Here is a 14389-nt window from a genome sequence, read left to right as displayed (position 1 = left end):
TGGGCTCGTTTTTTTGAAAACCCGCCCGGGGGTGGGCCCCTCGCCCGGCCGCCGGGGGGGGGGCGGCGCCCGCCCCCCGGCCGCCGCCCCCGCCCGTGCCGGATCAGCGGTGGGTGAACTCCGGCGGGCGCTTCTCGGCGAAGGCCGCCATGCCCTCCTTCTGGTCCGCGGTGGCGAAGGTCGCGTGGAACAGCCGGCGCTCGAAGCGGACGCCCTCGGCCAGGGTGGTCTCGAACGCCCGGTTGACGCTCTCCTTCATCATGATCGCGGCGGGGGTGGACATCTGCGCGACCGTCTCCGCGGTGGCCAGCGCCTCGGCGAGCAGCTCGCCGGCCGGGACGATCCGGGAGACCAGGCCGGCCCGCTCGGCCTCCTCGGCACCCATCATCCGGCCGGTCAGGCAGAGTTCCATCGCCTTGGCCTTGCCGACCGCGCGGGTCAGCCGCTGCGAGCCGCCGATCCCCGGGATGACCCCGAGCTTGATCTCCGGCTGGCCGAACTTCGCGGTGTCGGCGGCCAGCAGGATGTCACAGAGCATCGCCAGCTCGCAGCCGCCGCCGAGGGCGAAGCCGGCCACCGCCGCGACGACCGGCTTGCGCAGCTCGCCGAGCCGGTCCCACGGGCCCAGCCAGTCGTCCAGGTAGACGTCGGGGAACGCGTTGCCCTGCATCTCCTTGATGTCGGCGCCGGCCGCGAAGGCCTTCTCCGAGCCGGTGATCACCATGGCGCCGATCTCCGGGTCCCGGTCGAACGCGGTGGCGGCCGCGACCACCTCGTTCATCAGCTGGGTGTTGAGCGCGTTCAGCGCCTTCGGCCGGTTGAGCGTGATCAGCCCGACCCGCCCCTTGCGCTCGACCAGGATCGTCTCGTAGGTCTCGGTCATCGCCGTTGACTCCCATTCCGCTGCTCGGCACCACACCGGGTGCGTCCTGACCACCCAACGATCTACGACGGGCCCCGCCTCGCGCCAGTCTTGCCATGCGAGACGGTGGTCACGGGTTCCGGCGTCCGGCGGGTCGGCTCCGGCCGGGGCCGGTCCGCCGCCCCGGCCGGTCCGACGGCGGTCAGGCCAGGCCGAGTTCGTCGCCCTCGCGCGGGGCGAAGAAGCGGTCGACCTCGGCCGCGGTGACCCCGGCCGGCTCGGCCGGGGACCAGCGCGGGGCACGGTCCTTGTCGACCACCTGGGCGCGGATGCCCTCGACGAGGTCCGGCGTGGTCAGCGCGTGGCAGGAGATCCGGTACTCCTGGTCGAGCACCGCCTCCAGGGAGGGCAGCGTGCGGGCCCGGCGCAGCGCGGCCAGGGTGACCTTGACGGCGGTGGGGGCGTTGCCGAGCAGCTGTTCGGCGGCCTCCTTGGCCTCCGGGACGCCGCAGCCGAGCAGCCGCTCGACGATCTCCTCGACGGTGTCGGCCGCGTAGCAGGCGTCGATCCACTGCCGCCGGTCGGCCAGGGCGGCGGGCGGTGCCGGGGCGGCGTGGGCGGCCACGGCGGCGGTGAGGCCGGCGCCGGTCAACCCGGCGCTGCCCGCCAGGGCGGCGAGCAGCGCGGGGATCCGCGCGGTGGGCACGAAGTGGTCGGCGAAGCCGCAGTACAGGGCGTCGCCGGGGCCCATCGAGCCCGAGGTGAGCCCGAGGTGGAGGCCCGACTCGCCCGGGGCGCGGGCCAGCAGCAGGCTGCCGCCGACGTCCGGGACGAGGCCGATCCTGGTCTCCGGCATCGCCACGACGGACCGCTCGGTGACGATCCGCACGGCGCCGTGGGCGGAGAGGCCGACCCCGCCGCCCATGGTGATGCCGTCCATCACCGCCAGGTACGGCTTCGGGTAGCGGGCGATCAGCGCGTTCAGCCGGTACTCGTCGCGGAAGAACGCCCGGGCGCCGGCGCCGCCCGCCTTGGCGTCGTCGTGCAGGGCCCGGATGTCCGCCCCCGCGCAGAGGCCGCGCTCACCGGCGCCGGTCAGCACCACGGCGCGCACCGCGTCGTCCGCCGCCCAGCCGTCCAGGGCGGCCCGCACGGCCCGGATCATGTCGTGGGTCAGGGAGTTGATCGCCCTCGGCCGGTCGAGCACGATCCGCCCGACGCCGCCGTCCCGGTAGGCCTGTACCTCTGCGCTCATCGGGCCCGCTCCCGTTCGTCGTCGCTGTCCGTCGTGGAGAACTCCGCCGTCACCGTACCCCCGGCGGGTGGCCGCCCCGGCGGCCGGGGACGCGGCGCTGCGTGCCGGAGGCGGCGCCGGGTGTCCGGCGCCGCCTCCTGGGCGTTCCGGCGGCCGTGGTGCCGGCCGCGGTGGGGTTACGGCACGACCCGGCCGGTCACCTCGCCGAAGCCGACCACGGCGCCGTCGCGCCCCGGGGCGGTGGCGGTGATGACGACCTCGTCGCCGTCCTCCAGGAAGGTCCGGACGGTGCCGTCCGGGAGCTTCAGCGGCTCCTCGCCGTTCCAGGTCAGCTCGATCAGGGCGCCCCGGGTCCGCGGCTCGGGACCGCTGACGGTGCCCGAGGCGAAGAAGTCCCCGGTGCGCAGCGAGGCGCCGTTGGCCGTCAGATGGGCGAGCTGCTGCGCGGCGGTCCAGTACATCGAGGCGAACGGCGGGTGGGAGACCGGGTGCCCGTTCAGCCGGACCTCCATCGCGAGGTCCAGGCCCCACGGCTCGCCGCCGCGGTCGTCCAGGTAGGGCAGCGGCTCGACGTCCCGGGCGGGCGGGGCGACCCGGGCGTGCTCCAGGGCGTCCAGCGGCACGATCCACGGCGAGATCGAGGTGCCGAAGGACTTGCCGAGGAAGGGGCCGAGCGGCACGTACTCCCAGGCCTGGATGTCGCGCGCGGACCAGTCGTTGACCAGGCAGACGCCGAACACGTGCTCGCGGAAGGCGTCCAGCGGGACGGGCGTGCCGAGCGCGGACGGCGTGCCGACCACGAAGCCGACCTCCGCCTCGATGTCCAGCCGGCGGGTCGGTCCGAAGGACGGCGCCGGGTCGGCCGGGGCCTTGCGCTGCCCGTGCGGCCGGACCACCTCCGTCCCCGAGACCACCACCGTGCCGGCCCGGCCGTGGTAACCGATCGGCAGGTGCTTCCAGTTGGGGGTGAGCGGCTCCGAGCCGGGGCGGAAGATCCGGCCCAGATTGGTGGCGTGGTGCTCGGAGGCGTAGAAGTCGACGTAGTCGGCGACCTCGAACGGCAGGTGCAGCTCCACCTCGGCCAGGGGCAGCAGCAGCGGCGAGAGCGCCGCCCGGTGGGACTCGTCGGTGAGCCAGCGGGTCAGCGCCGCGCGCACCTCGGTCCAGATCGGACGCCCCGCGCCCAGCAGCGGATTGAGGCTCTCGGCGTCCAGCAGGACGGACGGCTCCCCGGCCGCGCGGGCGGCGGCCCCGGCGTCGAGGACGAACTCCCCGACGCGTACGCCGATCCGCCGCCGGCCCGGCCGGTCGGCGGCGGTGAAGACGCCGTACGGCAGGTTGTGCACGCCGAACGGCGAGTCCTGGGCGCTGGCGAGCCAGCTGCGGGGGGTGCTCAACGGTCCTCCTGGGGCATGGGACTGGGCGACAGCAGGCCGAGCCCGGCCAGGTCGTCCAGGGGTTCGGCGACACTGCAGGTGCCGAACGCGGTGAACGAGTTCCTGATCACCGTAACCTGACGGTCGGTCAGTTCGCCGACCGCCTTGGCCAGCACGGCGCCGGAGCGCTCGGCCAGCACCTCGGCGGCGGCCGACCGGTCGGTCTCCTGTGCGGCCAGCAGGACGTTCAGGAAGCCGTGGTGCTCGAAGCCGGTGACCGGATCGGTGTGCCGGACGGCGTGGTGCAGCCCGGCGGTGCACTTGTACGGCAGGCCGCGCTGCGCGCAGCCGGTGAGGAAGCGGGCCAGCTCCTCCTCGTCGGGGAAGGCGCCGGCCACCACCCCGCCGGTGCGGAACTTCGCCCGGTACGGGCTGTCGACCAGGACGTCCAGGGCGTCGCCCAGCGCGTCGCCGCGCAGCAGTTCGCGCGGCAGCTCCACGGCGGCCGGGACGTCCGGCGGCAGCAGCAGGTCCAGCGCGGCGACCGCCTCGCCGGCGTCCCGGGTGGCCAGCTCGACGCCGGCCACCTCGAACGGCGCGGCGGCCTCCAGGGCCGGGCCGAGCTCCGCACTGCCCCCCGGCAGTACGAGCCCGACCCGCAGCGGCCCGGTGTGCCGGGCCGGGTCCGCGGCGGCCGCCAGCTCGCCGAGCCGGCCCGCCCCGCAGAGCAGCGGGCCGACCGCGGCGGCGTACCAGGCGCTGCGGTGCGCCCGGTGGGCCGGCACCGCGTCGGCGAGCGGCAGGTTCCCGGGCGGGAACACGGCCGCGTCGTCGAAGAGGTCCCGGAACAGCTCGGGGATCGCGCTCATCGCGCGGGCCCCCGACCGGCCCAGGTCCACGCGTAGTTGCCGTCCTCGGAGGCCCGGCCGCCCTCGCCCAGCTCCAGTGGCCGGAAGGTGTCCACCATCACCGCGAGCTCGTCGAAGAACTCCGCGCCGATGCTGCGCTCGTACGCCCCCGGCTGCGGGCCGTGGGTGTGGCCGCCGGGGTGCAGCGAGATCGAGCCCTGGGCGATGCCCGAGCCCTTGCGGGCCGCGTAGTCGCCGCCGCAGTAGAACATCACCTCGTCGCTGTCCACGTTGGAGTGGTAGTAGGGGACGGGGATCGAGAGCGGGTGGTAGTCCACCTTGCGGGGCACGAAGTTGCAGATCACGAAGCCGTTGCCCTCGAACACCTGGTGCGCGGGCGGCGGCTGGTGGATCCGGCCGGTGATCGGCTCGTAGTCCCGCACGTTGAGGACGTACGGGTACAGGCAGCCGTCCCAGCCGACCACGTCGAACGGGTGGTGCGGCACGGTGTACCGGGTGCCCGCGACGCCGTTCGGGCCGCGGTGCTTGACCAGCACGTCGACGTCCGTGCCCTCGACGAGCAGCGGGCCGGCCGGACCGCGCAGGTCCCGCTCGCAGTACGGCGCGTGCTCCAGCAGCTGGCCGTACTTGGAGAGGTAGCGCTTCACCGGGGAGATGTGGCTGTTCGCCTCGATGCAGTAGGCGCGCAGCGGCTCGTCGCCGGCCGGCACCCAGCGGTGCGTGGTCGCCCGGGGGATGACCACGTAGTCGCCCTGGCCGACCTCCAGCGTGCCGAAGACCGTCTCGACCGTGCCGCTGCCGGACTCCACGTACACGCACTCGTCGCCGAGCGCGTTGCGGTACAGCTCGCTGGGGGCCCCGGCGGCGACGTACGAGATCCGCACGTCGCCGTTGCCGAGGACGAGCCGGCGGCCGCCCACCACGTCGGCGGACTTCCACTCCTGGCCCGCGAACAGCTCGTGCAGCTTGAGGTGCCGGGGGAGCAGGGGGTGGTTGGGCACCGTCGACTGGTCCGGCAGCTCCCACGGCACGGCGTCCACGACGGCCGAGGGGATGCCCCGGTGGTAGAGCAGCGAGGAGTCCGAGGAGAACCCCTCCTCGCCCATCAACTCCTCGTAGTACAGCCCGCCTTCGGGGGTGCGGTGCTGGGTGTGCCGCTTGGGCGGGATGCTGCCCAGCTGCCGGTAGTACGCCATCGTCCTGCTCCTCCTGGCCCGTTCGCCGACTGGCCCGTTCGCCGTTCTCGCTCCGATCGGGGGTGCTGATCAGAGGTTGCCGCGGCGGTCCTGCTCGCGCTCCAGGGATTCGAAGAGCGCCTTGAAGTTGCCCTTCCCGAAGCCGAGCGAGCCATGCCGCTCGATGAACTCGAAGAACACGGTCGGGCGGTCGCCCTGCGGCTTGGTGAAGATCTGCAGCAGGTAGCCGTCCTCGTCGCGGTCGACCAGGATGCCGCGCTTCTTCAGCTCCTCGACCTCGACCCGGACCTTGCCGATCCGGGCGCGCAGCTCCGGGTCGTCGTAGTACGAGTCGGGGGTGGAGAGGAACTCCACGCCGTTGGCGCGCAGGATGTCGACGGTGGAGAGGATGTCGTTGGTGGCGAGCGCCAGGTGCTGGCAGCCGGGGCCGCCGTAGAACTCCAGGTACTCGTCGATCTGCGACTTCTTCTTGGCGATGGCCGGCTCGTTGAGCGGGAACTTCACCCGGTGGTTGCCGCTGGCGACGACCTTGGACATCAGCGCGGAGTACTCGGTGGCGATGTCGTCGCCGACGAACTCGGCCATGTTCACGAAGCCCATGACGCGGTTGTAGAAGCCGACCCACTCGTCCATCCGGCCGAGCTCGACGTTGCCCACCGCGTGGTCCAGGGCCTGGAAGAGCCGCTTCGGGTGGCCGGCGGTGCGGGCCACCCTGGTCTCGGCGGCCACGAAGCCCGGCAGGTAGGGGCCGTGGTAGCGGGAGCGGTCGATCAGGGTGTGCCGGGTCTCGCCGTAGGTGGCGATGGCGGCGCGGCGCACGGTGCCGTTCTCGTCGGAGACGTCGTTCGGCTCCTCCAGCACGGTGGCGCCCTGGGCGCGGGCGTGCGCGATGCACTTGTCGACGTCCGGCACCTCCAGGGCCAGGTCGACGACGCCGTCGCCGTGCCGGCGGTGGTGGTCCAGCAGCGGGCTGTCCGGGGCGACACCGCCCTTGATCACGAAGCGGCAGGAGCCGGAGCGCAGCACGAAGGCCTTGCGGTCGCGGCGGCCGGTCTCCGGGCCGGAGTAGGCGACCAGCTCCATGCCGAAGACGGACTGGTAGAAGTGGGCCGTCTGGGTGGCGTTGCCCACCACGAACACGATGGCGTCCTGTGCGGTGACAGGGAACGGGTCCGTGGCGGGGTCGTGCTCGACGAGGCCGACGAGGCGGCGGAGCTGCTCGGCGTCGAGACCGGCCTCGCGTTCCTCGGGGGTCAGCTCAAGGGCGTGGGACTGCGGGGTCATCGGTCGTTCCTCCACATTGAGGCCTCGGCATTGAGGCATCCGCTTGAGGCGGCCGCACCGCTGGGTGGGTGGTGCGGCTGAGCGGAGAGCTTGCTCCTGTCGGGGTGGTTGGGCAACAGGTCGGGATTTCACTGTTCAATGTGTACAAGCTGGTCAGGAAATGGCCGGTCCGGCTGCACAAAATGCCTGGTCGTCCGGGGTGGTTCGCGAGAGGTCTGTACGGCGGTCGATCGGGGCCGGTCGGGCCGGTCGGGGCTGTTCCGGGGGGTTCGGTTCGGGTCGGTGGGGTCGCTCACGGGGTGGCCGGCGGCCCGGCCGGCAGGTACCGGAGGAACCAGTCGCGGGCCAGCTCGGCGACCCGGTCGAGCGTGCCCGGCTCCTCGAAGAGGTGGCCCGCTCGCGGCACCACCGCCAGTTCACTCTCGCAGCGCAGCCGCGCCCGCGCCTGCCGGTTCAGGTCGATCACCCGGCCGTCCAGGCCGCCCACCACCAGCAGGGTCGGCGCGGTGACCTCGGCCAGCCGGCCGGGACCGGTGAGGTCGGGCCGCCCGCCCCGGGACACCACGGCGCGCACCCCCTCGCCCAGCGCGGCGGCCGTCGTGAGCGCGGCGGCCGCGCCGGTGCTGGCCCCGAACAGCCCGAGCGGGAGAGCCCGCTCCCGGCCCTCCGGCAGCTCGGGCAGGAGCCCGGCCACGGCGGTCAGCCGGGCCCCGAGCAGCTCGACGTCGAACACCTTCCGCCGGTCCGGCTCCTCGTCCTCGGTGAGCAGGTCGAACAGCAGGGTGGCCAGGCCGGCCCGGTTCAGGGCGGCGGCCACCCGGCGGTTGCGAGGGCTGTGCCGGCCGCTCCCGCTGCCGTGGGCGAACACCACCACGCCGGCCGCGTCCGCCGGGACGGTCAGCCGGCCGGCCAGCCGGACACCCGCGACCGGCAGGACCAGCTCACGGTCCACCCCGCTGCCGGGCGCTCCGCTGCCGGCCGCCCCGGCGCCGTCCTGGGCGGGCGCGGCCCGCGCCTCGGCGAGGTGGCGCAGCACCTCCTCGTCACCGGTCTGCGAGAAGTCGCCGTAGAACTCGCCGATCGCGAAGAACGGCGACGGCGTGCCGACGCAAAGCAGCTCGTCCGCGATCCCGGCCAGCCGGTCCGTCCAGTCGTCGGGCGCCACCGGAACGGCCAGCACCACCCGGGCCGCCCCCCGGGCCCGGACGATCACGCAGGCGGCCCGGGCCGTGGAGCCGGTGGCGATGCCGTCGTCCACCACGACCACGGTGCGGCCGCGCAGCTCCTCGGGCGGGCGCCCGCCCCGGTAGCGGCGGGCCCGCCGCTCCAGCTCCGCGCGCTCGCGCAGCTCGACGTCGGCGAGCTGCCCGGGCGTGACGCCGACCAGCCGGATCACCTCGTCGTTGAGCACCCGGACGCCGTCCTCGCCGATCGCGCCCATGCCCAGCTCGGGCTGGCGGGGCACCCCGAGCTTGCGGATCACGCAGATGTCCAGCGGGGCGCCGAGCGCGGCCGCGACCTCGGCGGCCACCGGGACCCCGCCGCGCGGGAGGGCGACGACGACGGTGCCGGGGCCGCGCAGGTGGCCGAGCAGTGCGGCCAGCCGGCGGCCCGCGTCGGTGCGGTCGGTGAAGTGGGTCCGGGTGCGGTGCATGACGCGGCCTCCGGTTCCACCGTACGTCGGCGGGTGGCGCCGGGGGCGGGCCGTTCCCGCCTCCGGTGGCCGGTGGGTGCCCCCTGCCGCACGCCGTCGCCCCGGCGGCCGGGATCCCCGAGGCGACCGGCACGAAGGACGGGACGTTGGGCAGGGATCCGGTGCACTACCTGCTCCCCTACCTGCGGGCCCGGAGCTGGGAGCGGTCATAGCGCCCGCGCGCCCTGACCTGCCCGTTCCGCGCCCGGCCCTTCGCGGCCCTGCCCTTCCCGGTCCTGCCCGCGCCCGGCCTGTCCCGGTCCTGCCCCGGCCCGTCCCGGTGCCGCCCCAGCCCGTCCCGTGTGCCGACCGGGCCGGGACGGGCAGGGCGGCTCAGGCGCCCGGGGCGTCGGGCGGGCCATCGTCGAGATCGGAGAACCCGGGAGGCCGGAGCAGTCGCAGAGGAGCGGGAGGTGGATCGCGATGGGCGGCACCACCGTATTCGACCGCCGGATCCAGGCCGGACCGGCGGGCATCCCGCTGGCGGTGCGCCGGGGCGGCGGTTCCTGGGCCGAACTCGCCGAGCGGACGGCCGCGTTCGGGGCCGATCGGTTCCTGCTCGTGATCGACGGCGCGGCACCCGCGGACCACCTCGCCAGGGTCCGCGCCATGGCCGCCGCGCAGGGGCCGTGCACCGTCATCGACCTGCGGTCCGCGCCGCTGCCGGACCGGCCTGCCCCGGACGAGGGCACCGGTGGCCGCACCGTCGTGATCGCCCTCGGCGGTGAGCGGGCCTGCGCCGTCGCGGCCGACCTGCGGCTGCCGACCACCCTGGCGGCTGCCGTCGGGCCCGCGCTCGCGCTGCGGTGCCCGCCCCCCGAGGCCCGCGAGCTGCCCGACCGGACCGCACCCGCGCTGGTCTGGGTCCGCGGCGATGTGCTGGCCGACCGGCCCGCCGCGGAGACCAGGGCGGGCATGATCGGCGTGATCCGGCACGTGCTCGCCGTCTGCCCGGCGCAGTACGAGGCGCTCGCCGAGGCCCTCGACCCCGAGGCGAGCTACTCCGAGCGCACCGTCGCCGGCTTCCTCGCCGTCTGCGCGGACGCCCGGGCCGCCCTGGTCTGCTTCGACCCGTTCGAGACCGGCCCGGCCCTCGCCCTGGGCTACGGGCGGCGCCTCGGCACACTGGTTCGCCGCCTGGCCGGCCACCCCTTCGCGCCCGGCGACGCCGAGGCCCTGGGACTCCTGCTCGCCGCCCGCCTCGCGGTCCGGGTCGGCCTGCTGGACGCGGACGGAGCCTGGGCCCACCGCGAACTGGTCGCCCGCAACGGCTCGGTGACCGGCCTGCCCGGCGGTACCGACGTGGCGGCCCTCGCCGACGCGCTCGGCGCGGCCCTCGCTCCCGGGCCCGGCCTGCTGCTGCTCGCCGGTCTCGGGCGGCCGTCCTGCGTGGACGGCCGGCTGCTCACGCCGGTGGAGGCCGCGCCGGTGCGGGCGGCGGTGGAGGGGCTCGGTCCGGTCGGGGTGCCGTCCGGTCGGGTCGCGGAGCTCCTGCCGGTCACCGGCTGAGCGCGGGGTCCCGGTGCGCCGCACCTCCGGACCGGGCGGGGCCCGGGCAGCGGGCGGGAGCAGGACGGGACACGGTCACCGTGCGACCGGGACGACGGGCGGCACACCGTGGAACGGCAAGGGCGGACCGGACCGGTCCGCCGCCGACCAGAAGGAGTCACCGCCATGACGGGCACCGTCATCACCGACCTCCGCCGACGCGGCGCCGTCGACCCCAGCCGCGTGCTGACCGGGCCGCTGCGCGCGGTCGGACTGCGGTGGCTCGACCCGGGCCGCACGACCGAGGTCATCGCGGAGGGCGTCGAGCACGCCCTCTACGTCACCGCCGGTTCGGGGACGGCCACCGGCCCGGCCGACGACGCCGAGGAGGCGCCCGACGCCGGGTTCCCGCTGGTCGAGGGCACCGCGCTGACCTTGCCGCTGGGCGGGCGGACGGTGCTCACCGCCGGCACGGCGGGGCTGGAGTTCTTCCAGGCCGTCCTGGCCGTCGCCGGCCGCCCGGCCGGGCCCGAGGCCCCCGGGCCGTCCGGCGGACGGCGGCGCGCCGACGGCCACGCCGGGGACCGCCGCGCAGCTGACGGTCCGGGAACAGCCCGTCCGGACCGGCCCCCGCGCCCCCGGCGGTCCGCCGATCCGGAGCACCCCGAGCAGCCACAGCACCCCGAACAGGCACAGCACCCCGAGCACCCCGAACATCCCGAGCACCCCGAACATCCCGAGCACCCCGAGCACCCCGAACATCCGAAGGGAGGCGAGTCACGGTGATCGTCACCACCGCCGCAGGCTCCGCCGCCGTCATCCTGGGTCCGAACGGCGAACGGATCCGCCTCCGCTGCCTGGCCCGCCGCTCCATGCTCGCCAGTGCCTGCGAGTCCTTCGACCACCTGCGGCTGAGCCCCGGCGCCCACCACACGCTGCCGGGGCAGGCCGGGACCGAGGTCGCCCTCCATGTGCTGCGCGGCTCCCTCCTCGTGGGGCAGACGCCCGGCGAGCCGAACCACCTGGCGGTCGACGGCGACCTCCTGCTGGCCCGCCGGGGCACCCCGCTCCAGCTGGAGGCCGGACCGCTGGGTGCCGAACTGCTCTGCCTCACCCTGGCCGCGGCCCCCCGCGCCACCGCCCGCCCGGCCCCGGCCCGGCGGCGCACCGAGTGGCGTACCCGCCCCTGACCCGCCCCTGACCCGCCCCGAACCCGCCGGCCCTCCCGGCCCGGGTGCTCCGCTCCGGAGCGCCCGGGCCGGACGGCTGTCCCGGCCCCACGCCCGCAGGTGCACCCCGGCCCGCCCCGGCCCGCGCCGGGGCCGCCCCACGTGCGCGGGGCCGTACCGCGTCCGGTCCTGCGCGGGCCGCCGCCCCGTTCGCCGCCCTGTCCGCCGTCCCGTCCGAAGCCCCGGAGTGGGACCGGAACGGGACGGCGGGCCCATGCGCCCGGGGCGGCGGCCCGCGCAGGGTGGAGGAAGAACGGCCGACCGGCCCGAACCGGTCGGAAGTCGAAGGATATGGAGAACTCCCATGGCAACGAACACGGCAACGAAGACGTTCTGCGTCGCGTCCGTACTCGTCGGCCTGGCCGCGGCAGCCGTCGTGTGTCGGAACGTCGTCGACGGCGCGGCAACCACCCCCGGCCCTTCGCCCAAGCGCGGTGGGACCACGAACAGGTGCAAGAACGGGGAGAAGGACTGCAAGGGCTGAGACGCCGTCCGTCCCCGTCCCCCTGAACCCGTCGCCGCCCCCGGTGCAGCCCGCACCGGGGGCGGCGGCCGTTCCTCATGCCGTGCCCGCGCCGCCCTTGGACGGGAAGCGGGGGAGCACGGCCCGCACCCGGGTCCCGTGTTCCCGGGGCAGCGGGGCGACCGTGCAGCTGCCGCCGATCTCGGCGGCCCGGTCGGCCATCGACCGGACCCCGACCCCGCTCCCCTCGCCGTCCGCGGGCTCGGGCCCGGCGTCGCCGTCCGCCTCCCGCCGGTAGCCGACCCCGTCGTCCTGCACGGTCAGCGTCAGCGTCTCGTCGTCCACCCGGACCACCACCTCGGCGCGTTCGGCGCGGGCGTGCCGCAGGACGTTGTTCAGCGCCTCGGCGGTGATCCGGTAGACGGCCACCTCGACGGCGGCCGGCAGGGGCGGCAGGGGGTCGGGGGTCACGGTGGCGTCGACGGCGAGTCCGGCGCCGCTGAAGGTGAGCGCGAGGTGCTGGACGGCCCGGGCCAGCCCGAACTCGCCCAGCGGGGCGGGCCCGAGGCGGTCGGTGATCCGCCGGACCTCCTTGATCGCCAGCGCGAGGTCGCCCGAGATCCCGGTCAGCGTCCGCGCCATCTCCCCGCCGGTGTCCCCGGCCCGAGCCTCCTCCCCGGAGGCCCCGGAGGCCCCGGAGGCCCCGGAAACCCCGGAGGCCCCGGCGGCCGCCGCCGAGGCGACGTTGTCCACCCGCAGCCGGAGCCCGGCCAGCACGGGGCCGAGCCCGTCGTGGATGTCCCGGCGCAGCCAGCGCCGCTCCTCCTCCCGCGCCGCGACGATCTGCGCCCGGCTCGCCTGGAGGTCCTCCTGCAACCGCAGCGAGGCGACGGCGGGCGAGACCTGGTCGGCGAGCGAGCGCAGGATGTCGATGTCGCCGGCCTCCAGCCGCTCCTCGCCCTCGCGCAGCCCGACCGTCAACTCCCCGATCGTCGTGCCGTGGTGGACCAGGGCGAAGGCCTGGTCCGGTCCGTCCGTCCGGCCCACGGCGGCCAGCGGGCGGCGGCCGGCCCGGGTGGTGACGCTCAGCGCGACCCCGGGCAGCCGCAGCTCCTCCGCGACGGTCCCGCACAGGACGGCCGGCAGCCGCTCGGGGTCCACCACCTGCCGGACCCGTCCGGCCAGGGTGCGCAGGACCTGGTAGGGCTGGGCGCGGTCGCCGTAGTAGAGCCGGTCGATCACCCCGACCGCCCACCGGGCGGCCCGGGGCAGGGCGGCGCCGAGCCCGAACACCAGGGCGATCAGCGTCAGCCCGGCCGCACCCCGGCCCGGGACCAGCCAGCCGGAGAGCACGGCGGCCCCCACCACGAACAGCGTGGTCAGCCCGGTGGCCAGGAGCAGTCCGGTCAGTACCGACCGGGCCGCCCGGTCGAGCCGCCAGCCGCCGTCGCGGATCACCAGGTGGGCGACGGCGACCGCCCAGACCGCGCCGGCGGCGGTGAACAGCCCGTAGCTGAGCCAGTAGTCGTTCTGGAAGCTGCGGTTGTAGTAGTCCTCCAGCCCGGCCCAGAGCAGGTAGGCGCCCAGCATGCCCGCCACGTGCGCCCGGTGGGCCGGGTGCTGCGGCCGGGGCGCGCCGTCGCGGCCGCGCTCCGGACGGGGGGAGGGGCGGAGCAGCCGGACCAGCAGGACGGCGGCGGCGAAGCCGACGAACAGGAAGTTCGCCGGTTCGTAGAGGCTGTCCAGGTGGTCGGCGATCGAGCCGAAGAACCGGGCGGGCGCGCCGTCGGCGAGCGGGTTCGGCCGGCCGTACGAGGTCGCGTGGCCCAGGAACGACAGGCCGTCCGGGATCTCCCAGAGCGCGACGGCACCGATGTAGAGCCACCACCGGCGGTCGGTGAGCCGTCCGTACGGGAGCCAGAGCGGCAGGACGTAGAACAGGGTCTGGCTGATCGTGTTGCAGACCGACCGCAGCACCGCCATCGCCCCCGCGAGGCGCGGATCGGAGAGTTCCACCCAGACGGGTGCCCCGGCGGCGCTGGGCAGCATCGAGGTCAGGGCGTAGACCAGCATCACCCAGCCGAGCGGGCTGCCCGGGCGGTGGGCGTGCAGCAGCATCCCGGCACCGGCGGTGGGCAGTGCGTACAGCAGGATGGCGAGTTGGTCCCGGGGGCGGTCGACCCCAGGCGTACCGAGGTGGACGAGCACGTAGCAGGTCCAGAGGGTGGCGACGGCCAGGCAGAGGGCCGTGCAGGCCGCTGCGGCGGCGAGCTGCCGTTGGGCGGGCGTCCGGCGGGCGGAGGGCCCGGTGGCAGTCCGCGGCCGGGTCGGGATCACCGTGATCATGGCACCGCCTCGCAACGGGCTCGGGAGAGGTCCGGCGGCAGCCGCGCACCGGGCACCATTTCAGTCTCGACCGCCCGCCGTCCCGGGCGCATGGGGCAGCGGTCTCGTCCTTGGCACGGTGGTCCGTCGCCGCACGGCGATCCGCGCATGTCACAGAAAGTCACTCCCGCATCGCTGGTAGTGTCGGCCAGGTGGACCAACAGCACCCCGTCGAACCGCCCGCCCCGCAGCCGGACGATCGGCCCCGGGCCGCGCCGCCGGGCGCGGGCGACGGCTCCGGCGCCCCGGGAGCGCCGTCCGGCCCGGGCGGCGGGCAGGTCCCGGAGGC

11 protein-coding genes are annotated in these 14389 nt (G+C 75.6%); 3 read left to right on the top strand and 8 right to left on the bottom strand.

The genetic code is table 11. The annotated features are described in order from the left end of the window. Positions 1 to 103 precede the first annotated feature (103 nt). The 7 genes from ACFWA9_RS24640 to ACFWA9_RS24610 all read right to left on the bottom strand — a co-directional run bounded on the left by ACFWA9_RS24640 (position 104) and on the right by ACFWA9_RS24610 (position 8496). Positions 104 to 883: an enoyl-CoA hydratase gene (locus ACFWA9_RS24640; protein WP_329490440.1), complete on the bottom strand. Its 780-nt coding sequence runs from the start codon at positions 881 to 883 to the stop codon at positions 104 to 106. A 181-nt stretch (positions 884 to 1064) separates the two neighbouring features. Next, positions 1065 to 2117 carry an enoyl-CoA hydratase/isomerase family protein gene (locus ACFWA9_RS24635; RefSeq protein ID WP_380389798.1) on the bottom strand — a complete coding sequence of 351 codons (1053 nt, stop codon included), beginning with the start codon at positions 2115 to 2117 and terminating at the stop codon, positions 1065 to 1067. Between the two features lie 176 nt (positions 2118 to 2293). After that, positions 2294 to 3514, bottom strand: coding sequence for a fumarylacetoacetase (gene fahA / locus ACFWA9_RS24630; protein ID WP_380389796.1), 1221 nt, complete (start codon positions 3512 to 3514; stop codon positions 2294 to 2296). Further along, complete coding sequence (locus tag ACFWA9_RS24625; RefSeq protein WP_352287341.1) at positions 3511 to 4362, bottom strand: hypothetical protein; 852 nt, start codon at positions 4360 to 4362, stop codon at positions 3511 to 3513. Before ACFWA9_RS24625 ends, fahA begins: the two co-directional genes overlap by 4 nt. Then, positions 4359 to 5558: a cupin domain-containing protein gene (locus ACFWA9_RS24620; protein WP_329490445.1), complete on the bottom strand. Its 1200-nt coding sequence runs from the start codon at positions 5556 to 5558 to the stop codon at positions 4359 to 4361. Before ACFWA9_RS24620 ends, ACFWA9_RS24625 begins: the two co-directional genes overlap by 4 nt. A 69-nt stretch (positions 5559 to 5627) precedes the next feature. Continuing rightward, entirely contained in the window at positions 5628 to 6842 is a 1215-nt protein-coding gene (gene hppD, locus ACFWA9_RS24615) for a 4-hydroxyphenylpyruvate dioxygenase (RefSeq protein ID WP_329490446.1), read from the bottom strand. Between the two features lie 292 nt (positions 6843 to 7134). Continuing rightward, positions 7135 to 8496, bottom strand: a complete 1362-nt coding sequence (locus ACFWA9_RS24610; RefSeq protein ID WP_380389793.1) for a phosphoribosyltransferase family protein — start codon at positions 8494 to 8496, stop codon at positions 7135 to 7137. Positions 8497 to 8958: 462 nt separating this feature from the next. Between ACFWA9_RS24610 and ACFWA9_RS24605 the strand changes: the two genes are divergently transcribed. From ACFWA9_RS24605 to ACFWA9_RS24595, 3 genes are all read left to right on the top strand, one after another. Then, positions 8959 to 10044, top strand: coding sequence for a hypothetical protein (locus tag ACFWA9_RS24605; protein ID WP_380389791.1), 1086 nt, complete (start codon positions 8959 to 8961; stop codon positions 10042 to 10044). A 165-nt stretch (positions 10045 to 10209) separates the two neighbouring features. Then, complete coding sequence (locus ACFWA9_RS24600) at positions 10210 to 10809, top strand: hypothetical protein (protein ID WP_380389789.1); 600 nt, start codon at positions 10210 to 10212, stop codon at positions 10807 to 10809. Further along, complete coding sequence (locus tag ACFWA9_RS24595) at positions 10806 to 11213, top strand: hypothetical protein (RefSeq protein WP_380389787.1); 408 nt, start codon at positions 10806 to 10808, stop codon at positions 11211 to 11213. Before ACFWA9_RS24600 ends, ACFWA9_RS24595 begins: the two co-directional genes overlap by 4 nt. 598 nt (positions 11214 to 11811) lie before the next feature. On the opposite strand, the gene ACFWA9_RS24590 is transcribed toward ACFWA9_RS24595, so the two are convergent. Continuing rightward, on the bottom strand, positions 11812 to 14061 hold the full coding sequence (locus ACFWA9_RS24590) for an ATP-binding protein (RefSeq protein ID WP_380389785.1): 2250 nt from the start codon (positions 14059 to 14061) through the stop codon (positions 11812 to 11814). Positions 14062 to 14389 lie beyond the last annotated feature (328 nt).

It is taken from the genome of Kitasatospora sp. NPDC059973, from assembly GCF_042737525.1.
GTDB lineage: Bacteria > Actinomycetota > Actinomycetes > Streptomycetales > Streptomycetaceae > Kitasatospora.
Note: the sequence above shows the minus strand (reverse complement) of the source record. Positions and strands in the feature narration are given on the sequence as shown.

What these genes read in the sequence shown, in the direction of transcription:
- ACFWA9_RS24640 (WP_329490440.1), bottom strand. Translation starts at nt 883, where the DNA reads ATGACCGAGACCTACGAGACGATCCTGGTCGAGCGCAAGGGGCGGGTC.
- ACFWA9_RS24635 (WP_380389798.1), bottom strand. Translation starts at nt 2,117, where the DNA reads ATGAGCGCAGAGGTACAGGCCTACCGGGACGGCGGCGTCGGGCGGATC.
- ACFWA9_RS24625 (WP_352287341.1), bottom strand. Translation starts at nt 4,362, where the DNA reads ATGAGCGCGATCCCCGAGCTGTTCCGGGACCTCTTCGACGACGCGGCC.
- ACFWA9_RS24620 (WP_329490445.1), bottom strand. Translation starts at nt 5,558, where the DNA reads ATGGCGTACTACCGGCAGCTGGGCAGCATCCCGCCCAAGCGGCACACC.
- hppD (WP_329490446.1), bottom strand. Translation starts at nt 6,842, where the DNA reads ATGACCCCGCAGTCCCACGCCCTTGAGCTGACCCCCGAGGAACGCGAG.
- ACFWA9_RS24610 (WP_380389793.1), bottom strand. Translation starts at nt 8,496, where the DNA reads ATGCACCGCACCCGGACCCACTTCACCGACCGCACCGACGCGGGCCGC.
- ACFWA9_RS24605 (WP_380389791.1), top strand. Translation starts at nt 8,959, where the DNA reads ATGGGCGGCACCACCGTATTCGACCGCCGGATCCAGGCCGGACCGGCG.
- ACFWA9_RS24600 (WP_380389789.1), top strand. Translation starts at nt 10,210, where the DNA reads ATGACGGGCACCGTCATCACCGACCTCCGCCGACGCGGCGCCGTCGAC.
- ACFWA9_RS24590 (WP_380389785.1), bottom strand. Translation starts at nt 14,061, where the DNA reads ATGATCACGGTGATCCCGACCCGGCCGCGGACTGCCACCGGGCCCTCC.